This is a genomic window from Nocardia sp. AB354 (genome assembly GCF_049538315.1).
Taxonomy (GTDB): Bacteria; Actinomycetota; Actinomycetes; order Mycobacteriales; family Mycobacteriaceae; genus Nocardia; species Nocardia nova.
The window spans coordinates 1-23,423 of the sequence record NZ_JBMVFU010000028.1 but is presented as its reverse complement, the minus strand read 5'-3'; the positions used below and the strand labels follow the sequence as shown (position 1 = coordinate 23,423).

Genomic DNA, 23,423 nt, shown 5'->3' with positions numbered 1-23,423 from the left:
GATTGTGTCGGCTCACTTCGCGGCGGCGGGCGGGGCGGGGAGGCTGTGCAAGGCGCCGACCACGGTGGAATGGATGGGCAATTCGGCGGTCAACGGGTCGACCGCCGCCATCCGCGCGATCGTCGGCATGCGGCTGACCAGGCAGATCGCGACACCACGTCGACTCTGGTCGGCGGCTTCCTCGGCCAACACGACCAGTGCGCGCCAACCCAGGAAGCCGAGTCCGCCGGTATCCACGACGAGCGGCCCGCCGTGGGCTGCCGCGAGCACCGCACCCTCGTGTACGAGGCGGCGCCAATCATCGAGAGTGCACGCATCGGCCTCGCCGCGCATCGACAGGACGACCGCGGCTCCGTGGGTGCGCATGATCGCACTGAGCCGGGCCTCGGGGCGACCCGGGACGGGAAGGGAACGGTGATGACCGATTCGGAATGTGGCGTTCGTCTTCATGTGCGATCTCCCAGGCGAAATCGACATGTGCAGTGCCCCGCTTTTTCGAGGCAAATCCCGCTGTCACATTTCTAACAAAGACGAAGCGGTCTGTATAGCCCGTCTGCGTACGGTTGCCGACCGCGACGCTGGGTAGCCGAAACTCGACTGTCCCACGCATGTGAGGAGCCCCCGCAATGCAGATCGGTTACAAACTGGCGTCGGAATCCTATGGGCCGCGCGAACTGATCCGACAGGCGATTCGTGCCGAGGCGGCCGGATTCGACTTCGTGGAAATGAGCGATCACTATCATCCGTGGCTCGACAATCAGGGCCACTCCCCCTTCACCTGGACGGTCTTCGGCGCCATTGCCGAACGCACCGAACGCATCCGCCTGGTCACCGGCGTCACCTGCCCCACCATCCGGTATCACCCGGCGATCGTGGCGCAGGCCGCGGCCACCTTGGCGCTGGTGTCGGACGGACGCTTCGATCTCGGGGTCGGCTCCGGTGAGCGGCTCAACGAACACGTGGTAGGCCGGGAGTTCCCGCCGATCGATATCCGCCAGCGCATGTTGCGCGAGGCCCTCGAGATCATCCGGCTGCTCTGGCGCGGCGGCTATCACACGTATCGCGGTGAGTACCTGTCGATTTCGGACGCGCGGGTGTTCGATCTGCCCGAGCGGCTGCCCGACATCATCGTCGCCGCCGGTGGCCCCGATGCCGCCCGCCTCGCCGCCGAACTCGGCGACGGGCTGTTCGCGACCGACCCCGAAGCGCAGATCGTCGACACCTATCGCGGCGCCGGCGGGCGCGGCGGCGGCTACGCCGAGGTCGGAATGGCCTGGGCCCCCGACGAACAGACCGCGGCGCAGGCCGCATTGGACACCACTCGCTGGGCACTCACGGGATGGAAGGTGATGAGCGAGTTGCCGAATCCGGTGAATTTCGCCGCGGCGACCACCACCGTGCGGCGCGACGACATTCTCGAACAATTCGCGTGCGGTTCCGATCCGAAACGCTATCTGGAAGTCGCGCAGCAATATGTGGATGCCGGATTCGATCATCTGGTGATGCAGAACGCCGGACCCGATCCGGAAGGATTCATCGACTTCTATCGCAGCGAACTCGATGCCCCCCTGCGCGAATTGACTCCGGCGAGCTGAAATTCGACGGCCGGCGCACAACTCGAGGGTCCGGCAATACGATTGCCGGACCCTCGCCGTGCCCCGTGCGGTGATACTCAGGCGGTGTTACCGTGCCGGCGCAACCGCCGGAATTCCACCGTCACCGGATAACCGGCCACCGCCGAATCGAAGGGTGCCGTGGTGGCCTCCAGCGAGTCGGTGATGGAGGTGAGCACATGCCAGCCCAGTCCGTCCCGGTGCAGCGCCTCCGGCGTGACCGCTACCGCGGTCACCGCCACCGACATCCGGTCACCGTCGTAGCCGAAATCGCATTCGATCGACGATCCGGGCACGGCGCGTTCGATCAGCGCGGTGGCGATCTCGTCCAGCGCCACCCGTATATCGGTCACCTCGTCGAGTGCGAATTCGGCCATCAAAGCGACCGTTTCGGCCAGAGCGCGCAGCATGAGCAACTGGCGCGCTTGGGCGAGTACTCGCACGCCGACGACCGAACCCGCAGGCGCCGGGTCCGCCGACGGCGAAATCCACTCGCTCAAGGACACGTCCTCTCCTTCCGCCCCGCAGGCGCGTCTCCGCATTTTCCGCTCGTCGTCGCCGATACCCTGCCATCCGGGGAACCAAACGTCGGAGGGGGACCGGGCAGGCGGCGGTCCGCGATTGACGGCGGCATCGCCGGGTACCCGCAGGCCGAGCGGGTATGTGCCGTTCCGGTGCGGCCCCGAGGAGGAGGTGTGGATGCGGCGCGGCGGTGTCGTGGCGGAAGCGGCGGCCTGGTGGCTGATCTGTGTACTCATCTGGCAAGCCACAGTGACGGTCGCGGCGTGGGAGGAGTTGATCGCCGCCGCGGTGCTGGCCCTGCCGTGCGCGGTGGCCGCGTGCGCGGCGCGACGTGCGGTCGGCGGGAGTTGGCGACCCCCGGCCCGGTTGCCGCGGTGGGTGGCGCGCACCGCCCTCACCGTGGTTCGAGACGGCGCCGGAGCGCTCGCGCTGGTGGCGCGCGGTCGGCGTCCGGCCGGGCGGTTCATCGAATTGCCCTTGCCCGCAAGCGGTTCGACCGCACAGCGAGACGGACGGGAAGCGGCCGCGACGATTCTGCTCTCGGCGACACCCGGTTCCCTGGTGGTCTACTCCGATCCCGAACATTCCCGGATCAGGCTGCACACCCTGCCACTGCCCGAGTCCGCGCTGCAACGCGCGGTCCGCGACCCGGACCGGCGACGCTGATGTGGACCGTCGCCTCGATCGCCCTGCTGGCGGGCGCCCTGCCGCCGGGAATCTGGTTGTCCGCACGCGGTATCGCGGCCCACCGGCTGGTCGGAATGCAAATGGTCGGAACAGTCGCGGTGCTGGCGCTGATCACGATCAGCCTCGCCGTTCGCCGCCCCGATTATCTGATCGTGGCGACGGTGCTGGCATTGCTCGCCTTCGCCGGAACCCTGGTGTTCACCCGGTTGACCGGGGCCGGCGATGACTGATGCCGCCACGATCGCGGCCGGCGTCGTACTCGGCGCGGCGGTCCTGGTGGCGGTGGCGGCCTCCTGGTCGGCGCTGCGACCGCGCGGGGTGTACGCGCGGCTGCACTATCCCGGCATGCTCGCGTCGGTGACCGGGCCGCTGCTGACACTGGCGGTCCTGCTGGACTACGGCCCCGGTCTCACCACCGCGATCGTCGCCCTCACCGCGGCACTGCTGTGGGTCACCGCGCCGGTGTCGTCGGCGGCGATCGGCAAGCTGAATGTCGTTCTGGGCGAACGGAAATCGTGATGGACGTACTGATCATCCTCGCACTGGTCCTGGTGGCGGTGGCGGCCACCGTCGTGGTCTGCACCGAGAATCCGCAGCGCCAGGCGGTGACGCTGGGCGTCTACGGGGCGCTGTTGTCGCCACTGTTCCTGCTGCTCGGCGCACCCGACGTCGCACTGTCGCAGATCGCGGTCGGCACCGCGGTGGTGCCACTGATGGTGTTGCTGGCCGTGCGGTCGGTGCGCCGGCGGAGACGCTCGTGAGCACCCGGGCGCGCCTCGTGGTGGTCGCCGCCGGAGCCCTCGGACTGGGTGTCGCGCTGATCGTCGCGATACTGCGAATTCCGAGTTTCGGCAACGACTTCCACCCCTACCGCGATGCCGCGGTGACCGAGGCGCTGCACCGCAACAGCCCGAATGTGGTGTCCTCCATCAACTTCGATCAGCGCGGGTTCGACACCCTCGGCGAGGAAGCCATCCTGGTGGCGGCCGTGGTCGGGGCTGCCACACTGCTGCGCCGCACCTCCCAGCCCCGGCCACCGCGTCCGGCGATCGACCCGTCGTCGCGTCCACCGCTGCTGGCCGCCACCCGCCTGGCCGGCTATGTCCTGCTGCCGGTGACCTTGCTGATCGGCGCCGACGTCGTCGTGCACGGCCACCTGACCCCCGGCGGCGGCTTTCAGGGCGGGGTGGTGCTGGCCACCGGCCTGCACCTCTTATATGTGGCCGGCGACTATCGCGCACTGCGGCGGGTCCGGCCGCTGGTCTGGTACGAGACGGGGGAAGCGGTCGGCATGGGCGCGGTCCTCGCACTCGGCGCCGCCGGGCTGGCGGCCGGCACCGGATTCCTGTCCAACTTCCTGCCGAAGGGCACGAGCGGACATCTGTTCTCCGCGGGCACCGTCGCGCTGTTCAGCTGCGCGGTCGGCGTCGCGGTGGGCAGCGGCATCGTCGTACTGCTCGCCCAGTTCCTCGACGAGTATCTGGGCGCCGACGAAGGGGCGAGATGAGCGTATTCCCGTATCTGGTCGCGGTGTGGATCCTGCTGATGGGACTGTTCGGCGTCGTCCGCAGCCGCCATCTGGTCCACACCGTGGTGTGCGTATCGGTGACCCAGTCGAGTACGTACGTGCTGCTGCTGGCCGTCGGATATCGGAAGGGGGCGACCGCGCCCATTTTCGGGCAGGCCAATCCGCCCGGTTCGCCGGTGGTGGACCCGGTGGTGCAGGCCATGGCCCTGACCGACATCGTGGTGTCGGCGACGGTGAGCGCGCTGCTGCTGGCGCTGGTGATCCAGGTGGCCAAGCGGCACGGCACCGTGGTGCCCGATGAGCTGCACGCCCTGCGCGGCTGATGGGCGGTTCCGCGAGCGCGCTGCCGCCGTTGATCGTCACGGTGCCGATCGCCGGCGCCTGCGTACTGCTGCTCCTCGGGCGGATCGCACCCCGTCGCCTTGTCGACGCCCTGGCGCTGCTCACCGCATTGGCCACCGCGATCCTGGCCGGGTGGCTGCTGGCCGCGACGGGGTCGGGCGCGGTGGTGACCTGGGTCGGCGGCTGGCATCCCGGGCCGCGGTTCGCCGTGGGCATCGTGCTGATCGCCGACCGGCTGGGCGCGGCCATGGTGCTGCTGATCGCCGTGCTCGCGACCACGGCGCTGCTGTTCGGCTGGCGCTATTTCGACACCGTGCGCGCACACTATCCGGCGCTGCTGTTGCTGTTCACCGCGGGCATGGCGGGCTACGCCCTCACCGGCGACCTGTTCGACATGTTCGTCTTCTTCGAGCTGATGAGCGTGGCCGCGTACGCCCTGACCGGTCTCGAGATCGAGGAGCCCGAGGCCGTACAGGGCGGCTTGAACTTCGCGGTCGTCAATTCGCTGGGCGCCTATCTGTGCCTGTTCGGCATCGGACTGCTCTACGCGCGAACCGGTCAGCTGGGTCTGCCGCAGTTGAGCCTGGCGCTGTCGCAGCGCACGCCGGATGCGCTGGTGCTCATCGCATTCGGGCTGATCGCGACGGGCTGGCTGGTGAAAGCGGCGGCGGTGCCGTTTCATTTCTGGCTGGCCGACGCGCACGCGGTCGCCCCCACTCCGGTGTGCGTCCTGTTCTCGGGCGCGATGGCGCCGCTGGGGATCTACGGTGTGGCGCGGGTCTATTGGGCAGTGTTCGACACCGTGCTGCCGGCCGCGGGCGTCCATCGGATGATGCTGGTGCTGGCCGTGTGCACCGCGTTGCTGGGCACCGTGATGTGTGTCCTACAGCGCCATATCAAGCGACTGCTCGCCTATTCGACCATCGCGCACATCGGACTGTTCCTGCTCGGCCTGGCCGCATTGACTCCGGAGGGCGTGGCGGCCGCGGCGGTGTATCTGGCCGGGCACGCCGCGGTGAAGGGCGCGCTGTTCCTCATGGCGGGAATTCTGTTGTCGCGGTATCGATCTCTCGACGAGGTGCGGCTGTACGGTCGCGCCCGGCGACACCGGGTGGTGGGTGCGGCGTTCCTGCTGGGCGGACTCATGCTGAGCGGAATTCCGCTGTCGGGCACCGGTTTCGGTAAATCGCTGCTGGAGGAGTCCGCGCATTCGGTACCGCTGACCGTGCTCGTGGTCGCGGTGTCGGCGCTGACCGGCGCCGCGGTGCTGCGGGTGGGGTTGCGCGTATTCTTCGGCGTCGGCCGTCCACCCCGGCCGGCGTCGGAGGCGGACGAGACCACCGGTGCGCACGAGACTCCCGATGCCGACACCCCGCCCGGCCGCATTCCGGCGACGATGCTCGCGGCGGTGTTCGCGCTGTTGAGTGCCGGTGTGCTGAGCGGACTTCCGGGACGATTCGGCCGTGAGGTGGCCGCGGCGGCCGCGCAATTCTGCGATCGGATCGGCTATCGAGACCGGGCGTTGTCGGGAGTCGTCTCGGCGCAGTCCGCGCCGGACCTGAGCTGGACGCTGCACGGAACGATCCTCGGCCTGGTGTCCGCCGGGGCCGCGGTGACGCTCGCCCTGCTCGGCATCCACCGGCGAAACAGGCTGGGCGACAATACTTCTCGATCATCCGCGGTGATGGCGGTGCGGCGGGGACTGCACCGATTGCACAGCGGGCATCTGGGCGACTACGCGGCGTGGCTGGTGTTCGGCTGCGCGGCCGTCATCGGACTGCTGTGGGTGGGATGAGGCGGTCTACTCCCCCGGCGCCTCGAGCCGGCCCAGCACATGCCGCAGCGCCGGTTCGAGACGGTCGGTGCGGAAGTGATGGCCCGTGGCCAGCAGCCGGGCCGGCTCCACCCGCTGACTCGCCGCGGCCAGCTCCCGCGCGCCCTGCCCGCCCAGCAGCAGCGCCGGACCGACCTGCGGCACCGGCAGAATCGCGGGCCGGTGGACGACGCGGGCCAGCGTGCGGGTGTATTCGGCGTTGCGGACCGGATGCGGTGCCACCGCGTTCACCGGACCCGACAGCGCGGTATCCCACAGCGCGCGGTGGTAGATGTCGATCATGTCGTCGATGCCGATCCACGACATCCATTGCCGCCCACCGGCGATGGGCCCGCCCAATCCGGCACTGAACAACGGCCGCAACAAGCGCAGCAGCCCGCCGGCCGGCGACTGCACCAGCCCGGTCCGCACCCGCACCACCCGGACCCCGGCCTCACGGGCGGGCCGATCGGCCTCCTCCCAGGCCGAGACCACCTCGGCCAGAAATCCGTCACCGGCCGGACTGTCCTCGGTGAGCACGCGATCGCCGAGGTCGTAGCCGTAGTAGCCGATCGCGGAGGCCCCCACGAAGGTCGGCAATCCGGTTCGCGCGGCCAGCTCCGCGAGCGCGCGCGTGGGTCCCACGCGGCTGTCGCGCACGCGGCGTTTGTGCTCGTCGGTGAACCGGCCCGCGATCGGCGCCCCGGCCAGATGGATCAGCGCGTCCACTCCGTCCAGCAGATCGGCGGCGGGCGCGGCCGGATCCCACTGCCGCTCGTCGCGTTCGCGCGCGGTCCCGCGCACCAGCCGGATCACGCGATGGCCGCCGGTTCGCAGAAATGCGGTCAGGGCCGTCCCGACCAGTCCCGAGGCGCCGGTGATCGCGATGGTCGACGATCGCAGGCCGTTCTCGGCGGCCCGGGCGTGGGCCGCCAGATCACCGGCCAGCTGCCGGTGACGGTATTCGAACATGGGCCGCAGCAGCGCGGCGGGCACGGGCGTATCCACCTCGTCGACGATCCGGGTGCGCCCCGCGTCGACGGCCTCGAAGCCGTGGGTGTGGCGCCACGACACCACGTGCGCGAAGGCCGAGGCGGGGCCCTCGGCGACGAGTTCGTCGGCGAAACGGTGCGGCGGGTCGTAGGCGACCGGGTCGTGGCGGGCCACCCAGCGCAGGTTGCCGGGCAGCGCCAGTTCGGCGCGCCCGTCCTTCAGCGATCCCGCCTCGCGGACCACCCGCACCGGTTGCCACGGCGGCGCCAGCCTGGTCAGCGCACCGGGCCGGGTGAACCATTCGAAGACCTCGGCCTGCGGAAAGTCCACGACATTCGCCGATTCGAAACCCATGAGGCGGCAGTACCCCCGCCACACCGGCCCGAAACGGCCGGCCACCGGCGTCGCCGGGCGTCGCCGTTCTCACCGCAGCGGGTCGCCCCACGTCGTCCGTTCACGCAACGCGGCCTTGAGCAGTTTGCCGCCGGCGTTGCGCGGCAACGGCTCGCCGACCACGGTCACATACTGCGGCACCTTGAAGTCGGCCAGCCGTTCCCGGCAGTGCTCGATCAGAGTGGGGATGTCGAGCCCGCCCGGATCGGGGACCACGACGGCGCCGACCTTCTCCCCCATGACCGCGTCCGGCACGGCCAGTACTGCGGCGTCGGTGACACCCGGCGCCGCGAGCAGGACCGCTTCGACCTCGACGCTGGAGACGTTCTCCCCGCCACGGTTGATGATGTCCTTGATCCGGTCGACGATGTGCACCCGCCCGGCGTCGTCGACGCGGACCACGTCACCGGTGTGCAGCCAGCCGTCGATGATGGTGACGGCGTCGGCCTCGGGGCGATTCCAATAGCAGCCGGTGACATTCGCCCCGCGCACGACCAGTTCGCCGACTCCGGGCTCCTCGCCGAGCGGGGCGATGCCGAGTTGAACGGACGGCACCGCGTAGCCGACCGAATCGGCATGGTCGACGGCGTCGCCGTCGGGCAGCACCGTCATCAGGGACGCGGTCTCGGTCATGCCGTATCCGTTGAAGACCTGAGCGTTGGGGAACGCGTCTTTCAACGACAGCACCAGCGACGGTGCGATCGGCGCGCCGCCGTAGCCCACCCAGCGCACGGTGGCGGTGTCCGCGCCGGCGAAGTCGGGGTGCCGCAACATCAGCGCATAGACCGCCGGCACCGTCACCAGGAACGAAATCCGCTCCGTCGACAGCGCGGCGATCAGCTCGGGAACACCGAGCGCCGGCATGATCACCGCGGTGCCACCGAGATGGACGGCGGTCAGCAGCTGGGAGTTGCAGCCGGTCACGTGGAACAGCGGCACAGAGATCAGCGTCCGCATACCCTCGCCGATATCGCGGGGCAGTCCGATGCAGCGCACCATGTTCTCGGCATTGGTCACGAACGCCTCGTGCGTGGTGGGCACACCCTTGGGATGGCCCGTGGTGCCGGAGGTGTAGAAGATCGCGGCGCTATCGGAAGCCGAAAGATCCTGCGTCACAACCGGTTCGCCGTCGGGAAGCGGTACGCCGGGAGCGAGGTCGATCCGCGCGCCCGAATCCGCCAGCACGAACTCGACCTCCGGCCCGGCCGAGCGGATGTTGACCGCGACGGCAATACCGCCCGCCATCACCGTGCCCCAGAAGGCGAGCACCCAGTCGACCCCGGCCGGATACCGCACCGCGACACGGTCTCCGCGTTCCAATCCGGCCGCACGCAGACCGCCGGCGACCCGAGCGGCACGGTCCCACAACTGCCGATAGGTCAGGCGATCCGCTCCGAGTTCGACGACCGCTTCACTCTCGGGCCGCGTCTCCACCTGGGCGCGCAGCATATCCAGCAGTGTCGCCGGGAGGCCGGTGTAGTGCGCGACACCGTCACGTTCGGCGATGCCGGTGCGCGGGAAGGGATTGTCGCGGCGCGAAATCTCGATCACCGCGGGTTCGGTTGTCATCAGTGCATCTCCTCGATCGGCCGCGTTCGCACTTCGCCGGGCGCGCAACACATCACGGCCCGTGCAAAGCTCAGGCACCGAAATAGCGGCGCGGGTTGTGGACGAGCATGGTGTCGATCTGCTCGTCGGTGACGCCACGCGCCCGCAGCGCCGGCAGCACGTCGTCGCTGATATGGGTGAAGTTCCAATTCGGCACGGCGGCGGCCTTGCCCTCCTCGGAGAACCAGTCGATGAAACACGCCGCGTCGTGGGCGAGGACCATCTTCTCGGCGTACCCCCGCTCGACCAGTCGCACCACGGTGTCGACTCGCTGCTCGAACGGCAGCAAGACGTCGAGTCCGAATCGGTCCATGCCGAGATAGGAGCCGGCGTCGGCGAGTGCGCACAGATAATCCAGATCGGTGCTGTCGCCCGAGTGCCCGATGACGACCTTGCCGAGATCCACCCCCTCCTCCGCGAGCACCTTCTGCGCGATCAGGCCGGACTGGTTGTGGACGTTCGTGTGCACCGTGATCGGCGCCCCGGTCTCCACGTGGGCCTGGCCGACCGCGCGCATCACCCGCTCGACTCCGGGCGTCAGGCCCTGTTCCTCGATCGCGCACTTCAGGAATGCGGCCTTCACGCCGGTTCCGGCGATCCCTTCGCGGATGTCCTTGACGAACAGCTCGACCAACGGCTCGTCGACGTCGAACAGCAGGCCCGGGCCGGTGTAGTGGAACTGGAACGGCACCTCGTTGTAGGTGTAGAGACCGGTCGCCACGACGATATTGATGTCGACCTGCTCATTGATCCGCTGGATCCGCGGAATGTAGCGACCGAGCCCGATCACCGTCGGATCGACGATCGTGTCGATCCCGCGCGCGGCGCATGCACGCAACTTGGCGACCGCATCCGCGACCCGCGCGTCCTCATCCCACTGATTCGGATATTCGGGATAGTTCTGCCGCATCTCCTCGCCGAGCACGAAAACGTGCTCGTGCATCAGCACCTTGCCCAGGGCGGCGGTGTCGAGGGGTCCACGGACGGTTTCAACGGTAGACATCGAATTCCTCGGGGTATCGGCGACGAGCAGGACAGCCACGAAGACCACCGAAACAATGTGATCCACGCCATCCTGTGTGAGACACTGCGCAAGTGTGTCTCAGAGTCGAGGATTCGTCAACCAGCTCGATACGGCCGCCGAGCCGGCACGGCCTGCCGCGGTATGAGGAGATGGACGACATGATCGCTACTTCCGAGGGGCGTCGCGCCGTCGACGCGGCGACGACGCTGTACCTGGCGGGCGAACAACTCGACATGTCGGTGCTCGCCCGCGACCTGGGCATCGGACGCGCGACGCTGTACCGGCACGTCGGCAACCGGGACGACCTCATCGCGACCGTGCTGGCCGAAGCCACCGAACGCACCTACCGCAAGGTCTTCACCACCGCCACGGGATCCGGTGCGGCCCTCGTTCTCGACACCCTCGAACGGGTGATGAACGCGGTCGCCGAGTCCGAACCACTGCGGACCCTCACCAGTCGCGAACCGGCGCTGTTCATCCGGCTCGCGCTGCTCCCCGGCAGGATCGAATCGACGTCGGCGCGCATGGTCGCCGAACTGCTCGACAGCGAACAGCGTCAGGGAAATCTGACGTTGCCCTTGGCCCCCGACGTCCTGGCCGAGGCCATCGTCCGCATCTGCGACGCGCACCTCTACGCACCCCTGCTCGGCGGCGATCGACCACGGATCGACACCGCGCTGGCCATCGTCGCCCTGCTCCTCGGCGAACGCCCGGCGTGAACGACCGGTGAGCTCAGTCGGTGGGCAGTTCGATGCCGTCGGCGGCGACCTTGGCGGCCACCTCCTCGGGGAAGATGTTGCGGAACAGGTACAGATCCTGACCGAGCCGCCAGCCCGGGGCCAGCGCGACCGCATAGCGTTCGAAGTAGCCGAGCTGTTTGCCCATCAGCAGCAACTGCTGCGGGCCCGAGGCGCCCCGGCGTTTGCCGAATTCCACCAGCCGGGCCGCGACCTTGCCCATATCCAGTTTCGCCAGCTTGCCCGACAACACCGGCGCCAGCGCGGTCGCCAGCTGCCGGCCGATGGTGGCGTCGTCACCGTCGTCGCCGTCGAGCAGATCCAGTTCCCGCAGAGCCCGCGCGACCGGTCGGAAGTCACCGTCGATGGCGCTGGCGTGGAACAGCGCGCGCACGAAGGCGCGCCACTGCGGCGTCATGGTGCCGACGATGCCGAAGTCGAGCATGGCGGCGCGGCCGTCGTCGAGCAGCCAGAGGTTTCCGGCGTGCACGTCGCCGTGGAAAAGGCCGTGCACCACAACACTTTCCACCCATGCCTTGACCAGACGGCGGATCAGCAGCTCGGGGTCGGGATGGGCGGCTCGGATGTCGTCGAAGCGGTCGAGCGGCATGCCCCTCATCCGCTCCATGCACAGCACGCGCGGGCCGCAGTACTCCCAGTACACCTCGGGCACGACCACACCGGTGTTGTCGCCGAAGGCGGCCAGATCGGCCCTCGCCTGCGCCTGATTGCGGGCCTCGTTGCGGAAGTCCAGCTCGGCGACGGTCGTGTCGTACAGATCGCGCACCACGCCTTCGGCATTGGCGATGCGTGCGTTCTCCGAGCGTTTGGTCAGCGCACCGGCCAGCCGGTACGCGGCGCGCAGATCGACGATCATGCGGCGGGCGATGTCGGGGCGCTGCACCTTCAGCACCGCCGGGCGGCCGTCGGCGAGCACGCAGGCGTGCACCTGAGCCACCGAGGCGGCCGAGAGCGGTTCGTCGTCGAATTCCCGGAACAGCCGGTCGATCGGAGCGCCGAGATCGGCCTCGATCACCGCGCGGGCGTCGGTGGCCGGAAACGGCGGCACGTCGTCGAGGCAGCGCAGGCACGCGTCGGCGAGCTCGTCCGGAAACGAGGCCGGCGACGAGGCGATGAGCTGGCCGAGTTTGACGAACATCGGGCCCAGCGCCTCGAAACCGTCGACCGTGCCGTCGGCCATCGCCCGTCGGCGCTTGGCCGGGCGCAGACCCTCACGCAGGACCCGGCGCGTCACCCGGCTGCCGATCGTCGTGCCGATCGCGGCGGTACGCCGGAACTCCGCGAATCCGAATTTCTCCAGCGCCGGTACCGGCTGCGGCGGAGTCGCCCCCGCGCCCGGTCCGGAGGCGGTCTGCGTGGCCGCCGCCGTCACCGCAGGACCCCGCCGGTCACCTGCTCACCTGCCCGAATCATTCGTTGCGACCGTCCCATCGTCGTATCGTTCGTGCACAGTCTACGACTGCCGGGCCACCGTACCGGCCGATGTGACCCGCCGCACCCGAACCACCCCGCTCGCGGCAACGCCACCGTCACGGCGTCACGGGCCGGTTCACGGCGCGATGCCGAGACCCGCGGCGAGTACCGGCCAGGAGCGTTTCAGCGCGTCCTGCCAGTAGCCCCACGAGTGTGTGCCCGTGGGTTCGAAGTCGAAGGTCGCCGGAATACCCAACTCCCCCAGACGAGTCGACATATTGTGCGTACACCAGTTCACCGCGGCCTCGATCACCCCGCCGATCACGAGCTGATCCAGATATCCGCGCGGACCGGGCTGCATGTGGTCGCCGCCGTACACGTCGTACATACCGGGCACACCGGTTCCGGTGGAGATGAACAGATTCAGTCCCCGCAGCCCGTCGGCGTGCACGTACGGGTCGTTGGCCGCCCACATCGGATCGTCGTCGGGGCCGTACATGTTCTCCACATCGCCGCCGCCCCAGGTCTGCACCGCCATCTTGACGAATTCCCGGCCGATCGGATCACTGATCTGCGCACATCCGGAATACGCGGCCACCGACCGATACAGTCCCGGGGCGGCGATCGGCAACTGCAACACCGAGGTTCCCGAGGTCGACAACCCGGCCAGCGCGTTGGCGCCGGTGGTGCGATAGCGCCCGTCGATCAGCGGCGGCAGTTCCGCGGTGAGAAACGTCTTCCATTTGTACACACCGAGTTTCGGATCCGGCGCGCGCCAATCGGTGTAATAGCTCCAGCGACCCCCGACCGGCTGCACGACGTAGGTCTGCTTCGCGGACAGGAAGCCCGCGACATCGGTGTTGCGCTCCCACGTGGCCGAATCCTGGCCTCCCCCACCGCCGTTGAGAAGATACAGCACCGGCGCGGGCGCCTGGTCGTCGGCGGGCAATTGCACCTTCACCATGATGTCGGTGTTCATCGCCGCCGAATGCACCCGCAACTGCTCGGTGCGCGGATCGAGCCGCCAGCTGCCGGTGACCGCCGACCCGTCCGCGGCGACCGGTTCGGGTCGCGCACCGGCGGGCGCGGCCCCCAGCACCGCGCCCGCGAGCACCAGAACCACGGGAATGATGCTGCCGCGCGACATCTTTCCGAACATGAGAACTCCTTCGTGAAGTAACGGATCGCCGCAGCGGCGGGCCGAGACGAAAAGGCCCGCCGGGCGATGCGGTGTGAGGGCATCGCCCGGCGGGCGCACCACCGTGGGTGTGTGCACTCCTGAGCGCGGATACGAGGCCGGCGTGTCCTCGATCCGCGCCGGACCCCACGGCGGCGTGCGGCCCGCCGGAACACGATGGGAATTCAGGGTTCTCGCGTTCCGGCGGGCAGGTCGCCACAACTCAGAGTTTGCCGCCGCCGCCCAGCAGCCACGGATTGAAGCTGCAGGTCAGCGCCGGAGTCTGGGCCGGATCGAGGGTGTTGAGGATGATCGACAACACCCGCGGCGAGTACATCATCGTCAGGTGATCCGACAGATCCTGCTCACACCCGTCCTGCAAGGTGACGTTCTCGACGGTCGCACCCGGGCCGGGCTTCAGGAACGTCAGATCGTACGGCGTGGTGACCTCGTCGTAGCGGGTGCCGACCACCGTGTAGTCCACCCCCGGCACGGTGTCGCCGCCGGCGTTGAGCTGATTGACGAAATCCGAACCGACCGTCTGCTGAATACCGGAGTGGCCCACGAAGATCTCGACCAGTCCGAGCACGTCGATGCCGAAGTTGTTGACGGCCCGGCCCAGCGCACCGATACCGTCGAGGGTCGTGCCGTGGTTGGTGGCGCCGAAGGTCATCATGTGATGCACCTTCGCCGCACCACCGTCGAACTTCAGATACCAGCGCGACATCGCGCCACCTTGAGAATGGCCGACCAGATTCACCTTCTGCGACCCGGTCGCCGCCAGCACCCGATCCACGAACTGCGCCAACTGCTTCGACGAATCCTGAATCAAGCCGGTGCCGTTGGCGCCCGGCAGCACCGATCCGAGACCGCCGCCCTGAATGAGATTGGATTTGCCGTAATTGAAGGTGAATACGCAGTAGCCGGCGTCCTTGATGGGCTGACTGACGAAGGAGAAGTTGTCGTAGGCGTTCTCCCACGTCCCGTGCACCAGTACCACCGGCTCCGGATGCGCCGCGGTCGGCTTGCAGTTCCAGTCGTTGGTTCCCGGCGGGGCCACATCCGGATGCAGCAGGCCGTAGCCGAAGGCGGCCAGGAACGAGCTCTGCGCCGGGCCGTAGCCGATGGTGTCGCTCGAGGTTCCACCCGATGATCCCGAACTGGACCCGGAGCCGCCGTAGCAGTCACCGGAGCCGTTGCCCGAGCCCGCGCCACTGCCCGAGGTGCAGGCCGAACCGGTGCCGGCGCTGCCGGTGTCGGCGATCGGGTGGGCGGCGGGATTCTTCAGTCCCTGGTCGATGAAGTCGACCAGTTGCTGCTCCTGCTGCTGATCGTTCGACGCCCCCGCCGGCTCGGCGTCGGCGCCGACCCCCGCGAAGCCCATCATCAACAGCGAAACCCCCACGACGACCGCGGCGCTCAGCGACCTGCGGCGGGTGTTTGGTCTCATGGGTGAACCTTTCGTCAGAACATCGGCGTTCTTTGTTGCGATGCGCGACCGCGAGCCGCGCGGCCGAAACCGAACTCAGACGCTAAAGTCGCTGACGAGCCGCCGATACGGACAAAGGCAGTCTCTTCGGAATCTCACGAGACGCCGAACGGACCGCAGTGAAGTTGCACAGCCGGGCGAATTGTCCGGCGACGCCGGAGATTTTCCCGAATCGGCGCAGTCACAGCAGTAATCCCGAATGTTCCGTGAAATATCCAGCGATACAACCAATTACGACGCAATCACGAACAGATATCGGATTCTCACTGGGAGTTGTCCGTCCGGTCCGGTCCACGTGAGCACGTGGCACGGCCCCACGTCGTCTGGAGTCCTGATGCCCGGCATTCGTATCACTGTGCGACCCACCGGTTTTCGCTTGCTCGCCGCCGCCGCGCTGGCCGTCGGCGCTCTCACCGCGATCGCGCTTCCCGCCGCCGCGGCCGATCCGCTCACCGATGCGGCCGGCGTCATCGAACAGCTGCGCGCAGTCGGCGATCCGCTGCCGCCGCTGCCCGCCCCGCACGGGCCGACCACCGCGATCGTGGTGCTCGGTTACGGGCTGATGCCCGACGGGACCATGCGCCCCGAACTCGTCGCCCGGCTGGAGGCGGCGCTCGTGCAGGCGATGGTGTCGCCGGCCTCGCCGATCATCGTCACCGGCGGGAATCCGCAGGGCGGCACCACCGAAGCCGACGCCATGGCCCGCTGGCTCGTCGCCCACGGCACGGCCCCCGACCGGATCCACATCGAATCACGTGCCGGCGATACCGTCGAAAACGCCACCAACTCCGCGGAAATGATGCACGCGCTGGGCGCCGGCGATGCGGTGGTCGTCACCTCGGCCGACCACATGCCCCGCGCCGTAGCCGATTTCGTCGATGCGGGCGTGCCGGTGGTCGGCACGGTCAGCCCGCAGGATCTGCCGCCGGTGGTGCTGGAGGTGTTCGGGCCCCGACAGTGAAACCGGAGTCGCCGGTCGTCTCAGCGCGGACCCCAGGTCCGCGCTATCCCGAGCCCGACGGCCAGCGCATCCCACGCCGAGGGCAAGGCGGCGGTGAAATCGGGCCACGAATGCGTCCCCGCGGGGATGTAGCGCACGGTGGCCGGGATGTCCAGCTGAGCGAGCCGCGCGGCGAAGCGCTCGGTACACGTGCGCGCCCCCGCCTCCAGCGCCACGCCACCACCCGCGGACCGCAGCGCACCGGCGACGTCGTGCGCGGTGGCGATCGCGGTCAGATCCGGGGGGCTCGGCAGGCCCGTGGCGGCCGACAGATAGATCGGGGTGCCGCGCAGGGTATCGGCGCCCAGATAACTGTCGTGGGCCGCCCACTCCGGCGAATTCGGTGGGCCCCAGAGGTTTTCGGGGTTGCCGCCCCGCGAGGCCACGGTAATGCGAGTGACGGCCTGGCCGACCTCGTCCGCGGTGGAATAACAGCCGCTGATGCCCGCCACCGCGCGATAGAAGCCGGGGTGGCGCTGTGCCAGCATCATCGCCGCCTGCGCTCCCATCGACACTCCCGCGATGGCCCGGCGCCCGACGGCATGCAGATATTTCTCCGCGATCGGCGGCAATTCGTCGACGAGGAAGGTCTCCCAGCGGTTGAGGCCCAGGTTCTGGTCGTAATGGTCCCAATCGGCGTACATACTGCCCACGCCGTCACCGGGCAGCACCACGTCCACCGGTTTGCCGGCGAAGAAGCGCGCGGCGTCGCCGTCGGTGAGCCAGCCCGAGGTCGCCGCACCCTCCACGCCGTCCAGAAGATAGAGGGTGGGCCGGGGTTCGCTCCCGGCGCCGTGCAGCACATCGATGGGCACCACTCGATGCATCGCGGCGGAGGCGACATACAGCCGATCCCAGCCCGGCCCGCGATTTTCGGTGCGCACCAATTCCGTTCGCGTCACGGCGGGATCGATCGCCGGCGGGGCCGGAGGCGGGGGCGCGGCCGGATCGGCGCACACCGTGGCCGCCGCCATCGCGCCGGCGGCCACGGCCAAGGCAGCGCTCAGCGCCGCACGAGTGATCACCGCTGCACCACCGCCGGACCGTCCGCGAACGCCGTCTCCCGGGCGCGCGCTCGTTCCCGCCGTTCCCGGAAGCGGACGGCTGTCTTCTCCAGAGCGGTCAGATAGGCGGCCAGTTCGTCGCGGGCCCGCTCCCCCGTACCGGTCAGATCGGTGCGCTCGAACACATGCCAGTTGCGCAGCACCGGACGCAGCACCGTCTCCAGATGCTGCGGCGGATCGTAGATGCCGTGGGTGGCCAGCAGCAGCGCGTGCCGCCGGAAGCCGGGCCCTGCCGACCCGGGCAGGCGGAAACCGGTGACCGCCTCGGTGATCGCACGCATCATCGCGTCCGGAGCCAGCTCGAGGGCGGCCCGGGAGATATTGCGATAGAAGATCATATGCAGGTTCTCGTCGGTGGCGATGCGCGACAGCATCCGGTCGGCGATCGGTTCACCACAGGCGATGCCGGTGTTGCGGTGACTGATCCGGGTGGCCAGCTCCTGCAGTGTCACACAGGCCAACCCGCGCAGCAACCGCGGGACCTCCGGCGCGGCGACGCCGCTGGTCAGCCGAGTCATCCGGGCGCGTTCCAGCGCAACGGGATCCACCGCGCGGGTCACCACCAGGTAGTCGCGGATCACAATCGCGTGGCGGTTCTCCTCCGCGGTCCAGCATCCCACCCACGTTCCCCAGGGCCCGTCGCCGCCGACCATCTCGGTGATCGCGCGATGGCAGGAGGGCAGATCGTCCTCGGCGAGCAGATTGGTGACCAACGCCACCCGCGCCACCTCCGGCAAGGCCGATTGTCGCGGCTCCCAATCGTTTCCGCCCAGTGCCGCGAAATTGCGGCCCTCACCCCAGGGCACGTAGTCGTGCGGATGCCAGGCGCGCGCCTTGCGCAGATGATCCGCGAGACAGCGTTCGGCGACGGGTTCCAACTCGCGGAGCAGATCGCGATCGGTCACGGCGAGGCTCACGCATACTCCTCGGTGCGCGAATCGGTTGCGAGGTCGAAGGCCAGCAACGCCAGGCTCGCGCGCGCCAGACCGTCCGGGCGGGCCAGCTCGATTCCGGTCAGTCGCTCGATGCGCCTCACCCGGTGCGTGACGCTGTTCGGGTGGATCGCCAGCCGCACCGCGGTCGATTTGCGGTCCAGGCCCGAATCCACATAGGCGCGAAGGGTTTCCAGCAGATCCGGATGCGGCCGCAACGGACCGAGCACCGCGGCCAGATGCGCACGCGCCGGCCCGGGCCGGGTCAGCTGGTACTCCACCGCGACGTCGGCGATCTCGTACAGACCCGGCGGGCGGCCCAGTGCGCGTACCAGTTCCAGCAGTTCATGAGCCTGGGCGGCCAGCTCCGGGATGCGTGCGGTGGGACCGGCGACGACGGTCGCGGTCAGCGGCACCGAGGCCGCCGCGGACAGTACGTCCAGGGTGTCGGCGGTCAATACCAGGGCGTCGATGCGGCCGGTGGCATCGGGGTCGTCGACCGGCACCAGCACGGTGCCGCCGTCGACGGAGAGCAGTGACAGCGCCCGCGAACCCAGCACCGGCGCCAGCGCGCTCTGCAGTCGGCGCAGTTTGCGGCGGGCCACCGTTTCGGCATTGCGACGTGGATCGGATTCGCCGGGATGCGGGGCGATCGACAGCGCCACCACCTGATAGGCGGGCGCGACCGCGATCCCGGTGCGGCGGGCCAGCGCCGCGCGGCCGTGTCCGCTGAGCAGCGCGGTGACCAGGGTCTGGGCCGCGGTCTGATGATGCCGGGCGGCCGAACGGTGTTCGTCGAGATAGGCGGCCGAGGTCGCCACCGTCACCGTCTCCAGCAGGCGCAGGGCCTGCTCGGCGTCGGAGAACAACGTCTCGCCGTCACCGCGGCCACCGGCGATATCGCTGAACGCGCGCCGCACCGCCTCGTGGTAGGCGCGCAGCACGGTGTCGAGGTCGATGCCCTCACGTGCCCAGGCGCCGGCCCGGCCGACCAGTTCGGCCAGCCGCGCGGCATCCGCCGGTTCCGGATCGGGTTCGGCGACCATATCGGCGGCCAGGGCGAGACATTCCCGCACCCCGGCGCCGAATTCGGCACTGGTGTCGGAATGCGGCGCCGGCGCGTCGGTGCGCACACTTCGGGTCAGAGTCGCCGCCAGGCTGGGTGCGGATGGTGTCATCGGGTCGCTCCAGAATCTGTCCCCGCGCGAAGTGTGCCCGCCGGATGCCTTGGGGTGAGGGTGCACCCGGCGGGCGGTTCCACTGCTACGCACAGTGACCGCGTCGAGGAAGGGGTTGGAAGTCCTGGTGCCGCGGGTCGAGCTGTGCGCCGTGAGCGGCGGCTTCGAGTTGGGAGCCGCTCACCGGTGGCCGGTCCGGCGTCCGCACTGCCGACCTCCTCTCCTTACGGAAGGTGCGGGTGCGCCGGTTGCCGAACGCGGCACCGTCCGCGCAAAAACCGGTGCCGCGTTCACATCACGGTACGGCCACGGAATCGCCTCGAACCCGAAACACCGGCGATCCGATGACAATTCATGAATCGCACCGGGGGCGGCTGGGGTCGCGGCACAAAATCATCCGCGACCCGGCGCGAGAGAAAGACGCCGCCGTTTCAGCATTCACTCGGGGCGGAAACGCCCTGCAATCGCTGATCGACCCAGCCCATGGCCTCCGGATACCCCAATCCCGCTGCGATGATGTGCTCGCCCGGCACGCTGCGATACACCGCCGCCACGCCCAGTGAGCATTGGTCGCGATAGAATTCGCGGGCCCCGGCGGCCGGAATCCAGAATTCCTGTTCGCCGTTGTAGACATACAGCGGCACAGCGGATTTCATGCCCTGCATCCGCGTCACCCGGTAGATGTCACCGGCCAGCACGCTGTGCAGCGGATCGGGGGTGTCGGCGGCGATATCGATCGGCAGTGACAGCACCCCGGGAACGGCGAACACACCGGCGCAGGTGTCCTTGAGCGGCGAGAGGGCCGCCCACCGGGCCAGATTGTTCATCCTGGCCAGGATTTCCGGCCGCTCCCGTCCCACTCCGAAGGTGGCTGCCAGGAACACACCCGAGGCGAAGTTGGCGTTCATGCTCTGCGAGAGGATCTGATAGTCGGCCGGCACGCCGCCCAATGCGGCACCGACGATCAGCGGCGCCAATTCCGGTGCGTAGGAATCGATCAGCGCCACCGCGCCACGGGTGGCGATGGCACCACCGGAGTATCCGTGCATGGCGTAGCGGCTGGCGCCGAATTCCGCGGGCAGCTCCGCGCGCATCGCCCGGATCGCGTCGAGCACGGCGTGGCCGGCCACGAAGGGTTCGGCATAGGCCATCCGCGGACCCTCGTGATCGGGAATCAGCACCGCGTACCCGCGCAACAGCGCCAATTGCGTGGTGGGCGGGACGAAATCGGTGGTGCCGGTATCCCCGGAGAAACCGTGCGCGAGTGTGTAGCCGGGCGTGCAGGTCCGGCCCAGCGCGTCGATGGGAAGATTGTTCACCAGCACCGGCCGCGATCCGGGACCCGTCCACGGCGCGGCCGGAATCGCCAGTGTCGCAGTCGCATACGAAGGTGCGTCGTGTGCGTCGGTGGTGCGGTATTTCACCTGCAACGCCTGCCGCACGGGCACCACCAGCAGCGGAGCGGCGGTCGCCGTCACGTCCCGGGTCGCGATCACATCACCGGGCCGCAGCTCCGCGAGATCCGCGGGCCAGTCGTCGAGCAGCGGATCGCCCACCGGCGAGGGCATGACGGCCTGCTGCAGCCGGGCCAGGTCGGCGGTGACTCCGGTCTCCCCGGCGGCCGCCTGGTCGGCCACCGGGATGGGTGGCGGCGGCACCAGGACGTTGATCCACTGCTGCAGCTGCGCGAGCCCCGGCGCCGGCGGATTCGACCGCGCCGGATCCGGATCCTGGGGTGCGAGCGGTGGCCCTGGCAACCCGGGTAAGCCGATCGCCGGTAACGGCAAGGCGGGCAGGGGAATCGGCGGCTGGGCCGCTGCGGTACCCGCAACAGGACCGCAACCGATCAGCAATACCGTGACCAGTACATGCCGGATTCGCATGGCGCACCCCACTAAAGCTCACCGCTGGTTCCCGTGCGCTGCCAACCCGAGTTCCGCGCTGAACCAGGTGTTTCGAGACTACCGGGGCGAATCCGGCTGTCCGGGCGGCGTGTTCGGATCGTGCGCGCCGCGAGTCCGCATCGATATCGAATCCGGCACGCCCCCGCGGTGCGAGGCCGGCGCGCTCAGCAGTTGCTCGGCACCGGCTGAGCGTGCATGCGGCCGTCGAGCCAGCTCAGCACCTGCGGCAGACCCAACACGGCCGCGGTGAGGTGGTCGGGCACCGGAATGGCCTCCGACTGGACCGTGACCCCGGCCTGGCACCAGCGCCGATCGGTATTGACGATCGAATCCACCGGGATCAGGCCGTCGATGGGCGAATGCCATTCGAAGACCGGCATATTCGGCACGCTGTCGGTGTAGAGCTCGAGGCTGTTGTCCTCGACCACCTTGCGCGCGACCGGATCCTCGGTCATCGACGTGGTTTTCGCGAACTCGCTCACCCCGTGCCCCGCGCCCGCGGCCAGCAGGCCGTTGGTGCAACTGTTCGCCATCACCTGCCGCACCGCCATGCCCTTGTCGTTGAGCTGGTCCGACAGCGGGAACCGGTCGGGGTATTCACGTTCCAGGCCGAGTCCGGCCGCCATCGCCAGGCCGAAGGCCGGATGCGAGCCGTACCCCAGGCCCTCCAGCATCTTCACCATGTTCATCGGCACGCCACCGGCCGCGGCCCCTGCGATGCGCAGTTCCGGTGCGTAGACCGGCGCCAGCGCGGCCGCCCATGCGGTGGCCATGCCGCCGCCGGAGTAGCCGGCCATCGTCACCGGGCTGTGCTCGAGTTTCAGATCGGCGGCGTGCTGCACCGCGCGAATGCCGTCCAGGGTGATCTGGCCGCCCAGACGCGCTGCGCCGTAGGCGAACTGCGGCCCGAGATGGTCGGGCATCGCGATACTCCAGCCGCGCTGCAACACCACGTTGTAGGCGGGCGCCTCGCGGACCATCAGATCCGGGTTCTTGGTGTAGAGCACATGGGAGACACTGCAATCGGCGCCGAGTCCGTTGATGATCGTCTGATACGACAGCAGTGGCCCGTCGGCCGCCCGCTTGCGCGGCGTCAGGACGGTGGTGGTCGCCGCGATCGGCTTGCCCTCGGAATTGGTCGAGCGGAACTTGATCAGCGTGATGTCGGTGTCGGGGAAGATATCCAGCGGCGGTAGCGGTTTCGTCGCCAGCACATCGCCCGGCTTGTGCTCGGCGATATCGGCCGGCGCGGCGTAGAACGGATCCGGGTCCGGTGCCGGGTAGATCGGTTGCGCCGGTGCGGAAGTCGTGGCGGCAGCGAACAGCAACAGACTGCCGGCGGCGACGCTCAGCGCCCGCCGGACCGCGGTGAGGCCCATGGGCAAGAGATTATCGCGCGCGCGAGGCAACCCGAAATCGGCACCGCAGCTCCTGAGAAATCACAAGTTTGCCGCGCGGCGGTATGTGTCACGCGATGAATTCCGCGCTGAAACCTGTTCGGGTTACCCGCGAGTACGTAGCTTCGTTCCTGCACCGATGCAAAGGAGCACGGCTATGGACATCTCCGAAACGGCCCCCGACATCCCCACTCGCCGGATCACGGTCTACTTCGGCGGCACCGGCCCCGACGGCGACATGGTGCTCGAATACGCCGCCACCCGCGCCGAGGCCTGGGAGTTCGCCGCCGCCGCCGTGCATTCCGGGCTGGCGGTCACCGTGGACGGCATGGTCCGGCCCGGATTGCGACCGCTGCCCTGCCGCCGATTGTGGCATTGAGGAACCGATCCGCGTCCCGGCGACTGTGAGCGATCACAACGGCCCGCCGACCTGCTTCGATTTCCGCACAGACGATTCGCGAAGCACCCTCGGTTCCCGGCCCGCCGGTTAGCGTTAACCGCCGGAACAGATAGTTCGGGAGTAGAAGGAGTCAGTGATGACCGTCGACAGCTCCAACCGGTCCAGTCTCACCTTCTCGGGACGGCCCA

The 23,423-nt window shown here is 68.9% G+C and carries 24 protein-coding genes; 11 read left to right on the top strand and 13 right to left on the bottom strand.

Going from position 1 to position 23,423, the window contains the following annotated elements; all coding sequences use genetic code 11:
* Positions 1 to 12 precede the first annotated feature (12 nt).
* On the bottom strand, positions 13 to 366 hold the full coding sequence (locus tag ACPCUW_RS29815; protein ID WP_423428537.1) for an STAS domain-containing protein: 354 nt from the start codon (positions 364 to 366) through the stop codon (positions 13 to 15).
* A gap of 260 nt (positions 367 to 626) precedes the next feature.
* On the opposite strand from ACPCUW_RS29815, the gene ACPCUW_RS29810 reads away from it, so the two are divergent.
* On the top strand, positions 627 to 1,595 hold the full coding sequence (locus ACPCUW_RS29810) for a TIGR03557 family F420-dependent LLM class oxidoreductase (protein ID WP_063019190.1): 969 nt from the start codon (positions 627 to 629) through the stop codon (positions 1,593 to 1,595).
* Between the two features lie 77 nt (positions 1,596 to 1,672).
* Here the strand turns inward: ACPCUW_RS29810 and ACPCUW_RS29805 are convergent, their stop codons facing one another.
* Positions 1,673 to 2,119: an ATP-binding protein gene (locus tag ACPCUW_RS29805; protein WP_231509528.1), complete on the bottom strand. Its 447-nt coding sequence runs from the start codon at positions 2,117 to 2,119 to the stop codon at positions 1,673 to 1,675.
* Positions 2,120 to 2,312: 193 nt separating this feature from the next.
* Here ACPCUW_RS29805 and ACPCUW_RS29800 point away from each other — a divergent pair, with 193 nt between their 5' ends.
* From ACPCUW_RS29800 to ACPCUW_RS29770, 7 genes are read left to right on the top strand one after another with little or no spacing between them, the layout of a single operon-like run.
* Complete coding sequence (locus tag ACPCUW_RS29800) at positions 2,313 to 2,801, top strand: Na+/H+ antiporter subunit E (protein ID WP_423428534.1); 489 nt, start codon at positions 2,313 to 2,315, stop codon at positions 2,799 to 2,801.
* Positions 2,801 to 3,052 (top strand): MrpF/PhaF family protein, encoded by a 252-nt coding sequence (locus ACPCUW_RS29795; RefSeq protein WP_030518389.1) that lies wholly within the window; start codon positions 2,801 to 2,803, stop codon positions 3,050 to 3,052. Before ACPCUW_RS29800 ends, ACPCUW_RS29795 begins: the two co-directional genes overlap by 1 nt.
* Positions 3,045 to 3,341: a monovalent cation/H(+) antiporter subunit G gene (locus ACPCUW_RS29790; protein WP_423428533.1), complete on the top strand. Its 297-nt coding sequence runs from the start codon at positions 3,045 to 3,047 to the stop codon at positions 3,339 to 3,341. The genes ACPCUW_RS29795 and ACPCUW_RS29790 overlap by 8 nt, the downstream gene beginning before the upstream one ends.
* Positions 3,341 to 3,583 (top strand): DUF4040 domain-containing protein, encoded by a 243-nt coding sequence (locus tag ACPCUW_RS29785; protein ID WP_064906952.1) that lies wholly within the window; start codon positions 3,341 to 3,343, stop codon positions 3,581 to 3,583. Before ACPCUW_RS29790 ends, ACPCUW_RS29785 begins: the two co-directional genes overlap by 1 nt.
* Positions 3,580 to 4,329: a hydrogen gas-evolving membrane-bound hydrogenase subunit E gene (gene mbhE / locus ACPCUW_RS29780; RefSeq protein WP_423428532.1), complete on the top strand. Its 750-nt coding sequence runs from the start codon at positions 3,580 to 3,582 to the stop codon at positions 4,327 to 4,329. Before ACPCUW_RS29785 ends, mbhE begins: the two co-directional genes overlap by 4 nt.
* On the top strand, positions 4,326 to 4,673 hold the full coding sequence (locus ACPCUW_RS29775; protein ID WP_063018968.1) for a sodium:proton antiporter: 348 nt from the start codon (positions 4,326 to 4,328) through the stop codon (positions 4,671 to 4,673). Before mbhE ends, ACPCUW_RS29775 begins: the two co-directional genes overlap by 4 nt.
* A complete protein-coding gene (locus ACPCUW_RS29770; protein WP_423428531.1) occupies positions 4,673 to 6,487 on the top strand; it encodes a complex I subunit 5 family protein in 1,815 nt (604 codons plus the stop codon). Before ACPCUW_RS29775 ends, ACPCUW_RS29770 begins: the two co-directional genes overlap by 1 nt.
* A 6-nt stretch (positions 6,488 to 6,493) precedes the next feature.
* Here the strand turns inward: ACPCUW_RS29770 and ACPCUW_RS29765 are convergent, their stop codons facing one another.
* The 3 genes from ACPCUW_RS29765 to ACPCUW_RS29755 all read right to left on the bottom strand — a co-directional run bounded on the left by ACPCUW_RS29765 (position 6,494) and on the right by ACPCUW_RS29755 (position 10,502).
* Positions 6,494 to 7,852: a TIGR01777 family oxidoreductase gene (locus ACPCUW_RS29765; RefSeq protein WP_423428530.1), complete on the bottom strand. Its 1,359-nt coding sequence runs from the start codon at positions 7,850 to 7,852 to the stop codon at positions 6,494 to 6,496.
* Positions 7,853 to 7,921: 69 nt separating this feature from the next.
* Positions 7,922 to 9,442: a class I adenylate-forming enzyme family protein gene (locus ACPCUW_RS29760; protein WP_423428614.1), complete on the bottom strand. Its 1,521-nt coding sequence runs from the start codon at positions 9,440 to 9,442 to the stop codon at positions 7,922 to 7,924.
* A gap of 88 nt (positions 9,443 to 9,530) precedes the next feature.
* The gene (locus ACPCUW_RS29755) at positions 9,531 to 10,502 is read right to left on the bottom strand and encodes a phosphotriesterase family protein (protein ID WP_064906956.1); all 972 of its coding nucleotides are present in this window, start codon (positions 10,500 to 10,502) and stop codon (positions 9,531 to 9,533) included.
* A gap of 179 nt (positions 10,503 to 10,681) precedes the next feature.
* Between ACPCUW_RS29755 and ACPCUW_RS29750 the strand changes: the two genes are divergently transcribed.
* Positions 10,682 to 11,242 (top strand): QsdR family transcriptional regulator, encoded by a 561-nt coding sequence (locus ACPCUW_RS29750; protein WP_423428528.1) that lies wholly within the window; start codon positions 10,682 to 10,684, stop codon positions 11,240 to 11,242.
* A gap of 13 nt (positions 11,243 to 11,255) precedes the next feature.
* Here ACPCUW_RS29750 and ACPCUW_RS29745 read toward each other — a convergent pair whose 3' ends face one another.
* The 3 genes from ACPCUW_RS29745 to ACPCUW_RS29735 form a co-directional block, all read right to left on the bottom strand.
* Complete coding sequence (locus ACPCUW_RS29745; protein WP_423428526.1) at positions 11,256 to 12,653, bottom strand: ABC1 kinase family protein; 1,398 nt, start codon at positions 12,651 to 12,653, stop codon at positions 11,256 to 11,258.
* A gap of 177 nt (positions 12,654 to 12,830) precedes the next feature.
* Positions 12,831 to 13,853, bottom strand: coding sequence for an alpha/beta hydrolase (locus tag ACPCUW_RS29740; RefSeq protein ID WP_423428524.1), 1,023 nt, complete (start codon positions 13,851 to 13,853; stop codon positions 12,831 to 12,833).
* A gap of 241 nt (positions 13,854 to 14,094) precedes the next feature.
* On the bottom strand, positions 14,095 to 15,321 hold the full coding sequence (locus ACPCUW_RS29735) for an esterase/lipase family protein (protein ID WP_423428522.1): 1,227 nt from the start codon (positions 15,319 to 15,321) through the stop codon (positions 14,095 to 14,097).
* 373 nt (positions 15,322 to 15,694) lie between these two features.
* Between ACPCUW_RS29735 and ACPCUW_RS29730 the strand changes: the two genes are divergently transcribed.
* Positions 15,695 to 16,321: a YdcF family protein gene (locus ACPCUW_RS29730; RefSeq protein WP_423428521.1), complete on the top strand. Its 627-nt coding sequence runs from the start codon at positions 15,695 to 15,697 to the stop codon at positions 16,319 to 16,321.
* A gap of 20 nt (positions 16,322 to 16,341) precedes the next feature.
* Here the strand turns inward: ACPCUW_RS29730 and ACPCUW_RS29725 are convergent, their stop codons facing one another.
* The 5 genes from ACPCUW_RS29725 to ACPCUW_RS29705 all read right to left on the bottom strand — a co-directional run bounded on the left by ACPCUW_RS29725 (position 16,342) and on the right by ACPCUW_RS29705 (position 22,817).
* On the bottom strand, positions 16,342 to 17,385 hold the full coding sequence (locus ACPCUW_RS29725; protein WP_423428520.1) for an alpha/beta hydrolase: 1,044 nt from the start codon (positions 17,383 to 17,385) through the stop codon (positions 16,342 to 16,344).
* A complete protein-coding gene (locus ACPCUW_RS29720; protein WP_423428518.1) occupies positions 17,382 to 18,341 on the bottom strand; it encodes an acyl-ACP desaturase in 960 nt (319 codons plus the stop codon). Before ACPCUW_RS29720 ends, ACPCUW_RS29725 begins: the two co-directional genes overlap by 4 nt.
* Positions 18,338 to 19,534 (bottom strand): PucR family transcriptional regulator, encoded by a 1,197-nt coding sequence (locus ACPCUW_RS29715; RefSeq protein ID WP_423428516.1) that lies wholly within the window; start codon positions 19,532 to 19,534, stop codon positions 18,338 to 18,340. Before ACPCUW_RS29715 ends, ACPCUW_RS29720 begins: the two co-directional genes overlap by 4 nt.
* Positions 19,535 to 19,965: 431 nt before the next feature.
* Positions 19,966 to 21,417, bottom strand: coding sequence for a lipase family protein (locus ACPCUW_RS29710; protein ID WP_423428514.1), 1,452 nt, complete (start codon positions 21,415 to 21,417; stop codon positions 19,966 to 19,968).
* 185 nt (positions 21,418 to 21,602) lie between these two features.
* Positions 21,603 to 22,817: a lipase family protein gene (locus ACPCUW_RS29705; RefSeq protein ID WP_030518371.1), complete on the bottom strand. Its 1,215-nt coding sequence runs from the start codon at positions 22,815 to 22,817 to the stop codon at positions 21,603 to 21,605.
* A 175-nt stretch (positions 22,818 to 22,992) separates the two neighbouring features.
* Here ACPCUW_RS29705 and ACPCUW_RS29700 point away from each other — a divergent pair, with 175 nt between their 5' ends.
* Positions 22,993 to 23,214 (top strand): hypothetical protein, encoded by a 222-nt coding sequence (locus ACPCUW_RS29700; protein WP_030518370.1) that lies wholly within the window; start codon positions 22,993 to 22,995, stop codon positions 23,212 to 23,214.
* Positions 23,215 to 23,423 lie beyond the last annotated feature (209 nt).

Bases quoted from the DNA above. Each gene is read 5' to 3' on its own strand.
- ACPCUW_RS29815 (WP_423428537.1), bottom strand. From the start codon at position 366: ATGCGCACCCACGGAGCCGCGGTCGTCCTGTCGATGCGCGGCGAGGCC.
- ACPCUW_RS29810 (WP_063019190.1), top strand. From the start codon at position 627: ATGCAGATCGGTTACAAACTGGCGTCGGAATCCTATGGGCCGCGCGAA.
- ACPCUW_RS29800 (WP_423428534.1), top strand. From the start codon at position 2,313: ATGCGGCGCGGCGGTGTCGTGGCGGAAGCGGCGGCCTGGTGGCTGATC.
- ACPCUW_RS29795 (WP_030518389.1), top strand. From the start codon at position 2,801: ATGTGGACCGTCGCCTCGATCGCCCTGCTGGCGGGCGCCCTGCCGCCG.
- ACPCUW_RS29790 (WP_423428533.1), top strand. From the start codon at position 3,045: ATGACTGATGCCGCCACGATCGCGGCCGGCGTCGTACTCGGCGCGGCG.
- ACPCUW_RS29785 (WP_064906952.1), top strand. From the start codon at position 3,341: ATGGACGTACTGATCATCCTCGCACTGGTCCTGGTGGCGGTGGCGGCC.
- ACPCUW_RS29775 (WP_063018968.1), top strand. From the start codon at position 4,326: ATGAGCGTATTCCCGTATCTGGTCGCGGTGTGGATCCTGCTGATGGGA.
- ACPCUW_RS29770 (WP_423428531.1), top strand. From the start codon at position 4,673: ATGGGCGGTTCCGCGAGCGCGCTGCCGCCGTTGATCGTCACGGTGCCG.
- ACPCUW_RS29765 (WP_423428530.1), bottom strand. From the start codon at position 7,852: ATGGGTTTCGAATCGGCGAATGTCGTGGACTTTCCGCAGGCCGAGGTC.
- ACPCUW_RS29755 (WP_064906956.1), bottom strand. From the start codon at position 10,502: ATGTCTACCGTTGAAACCGTCCGTGGACCCCTCGACACCGCCGCCCTG.
- ACPCUW_RS29750 (WP_423428528.1), top strand. From the start codon at position 10,682: ATGATCGCTACTTCCGAGGGGCGTCGCGCCGTCGACGCGGCGACGACG.
- ACPCUW_RS29740 (WP_423428524.1), bottom strand. From the start codon at position 13,853: ATGTTCGGAAAGATGTCGCGCGGCAGCATCATTCCCGTGGTTCTGGTG.
- ACPCUW_RS29735 (WP_423428522.1), bottom strand. From the start codon at position 15,321: ATGAGACCAAACACCCGCCGCAGGTCGCTGAGCGCCGCGGTCGTCGTG.
- ACPCUW_RS29730 (WP_423428521.1), top strand. From the start codon at position 15,695: ATGCCCGGCATTCGTATCACTGTGCGACCCACCGGTTTTCGCTTGCTC.
- ACPCUW_RS29715 (WP_423428516.1), bottom strand. From the start codon at position 19,534: ATGACACCATCCGCACCCAGCCTGGCGGCGACTCTGACCCGAAGTGTG.
- ACPCUW_RS29710 (WP_423428514.1), bottom strand. From the start codon at position 21,417: ATGCGAATCCGGCATGTACTGGTCACGGTATTGCTGATCGGTTGCGGT.
- ACPCUW_RS29705 (WP_030518371.1), bottom strand. From the start codon at position 22,817: ATGGGCCTCACCGCGGTCCGGCGGGCGCTGAGCGTCGCCGCCGGCAGT.
- ACPCUW_RS29700 (WP_030518370.1), top strand. From the start codon at position 22,993: ATGGACATCTCCGAAACGGCCCCCGACATCCCCACTCGCCGGATCACG.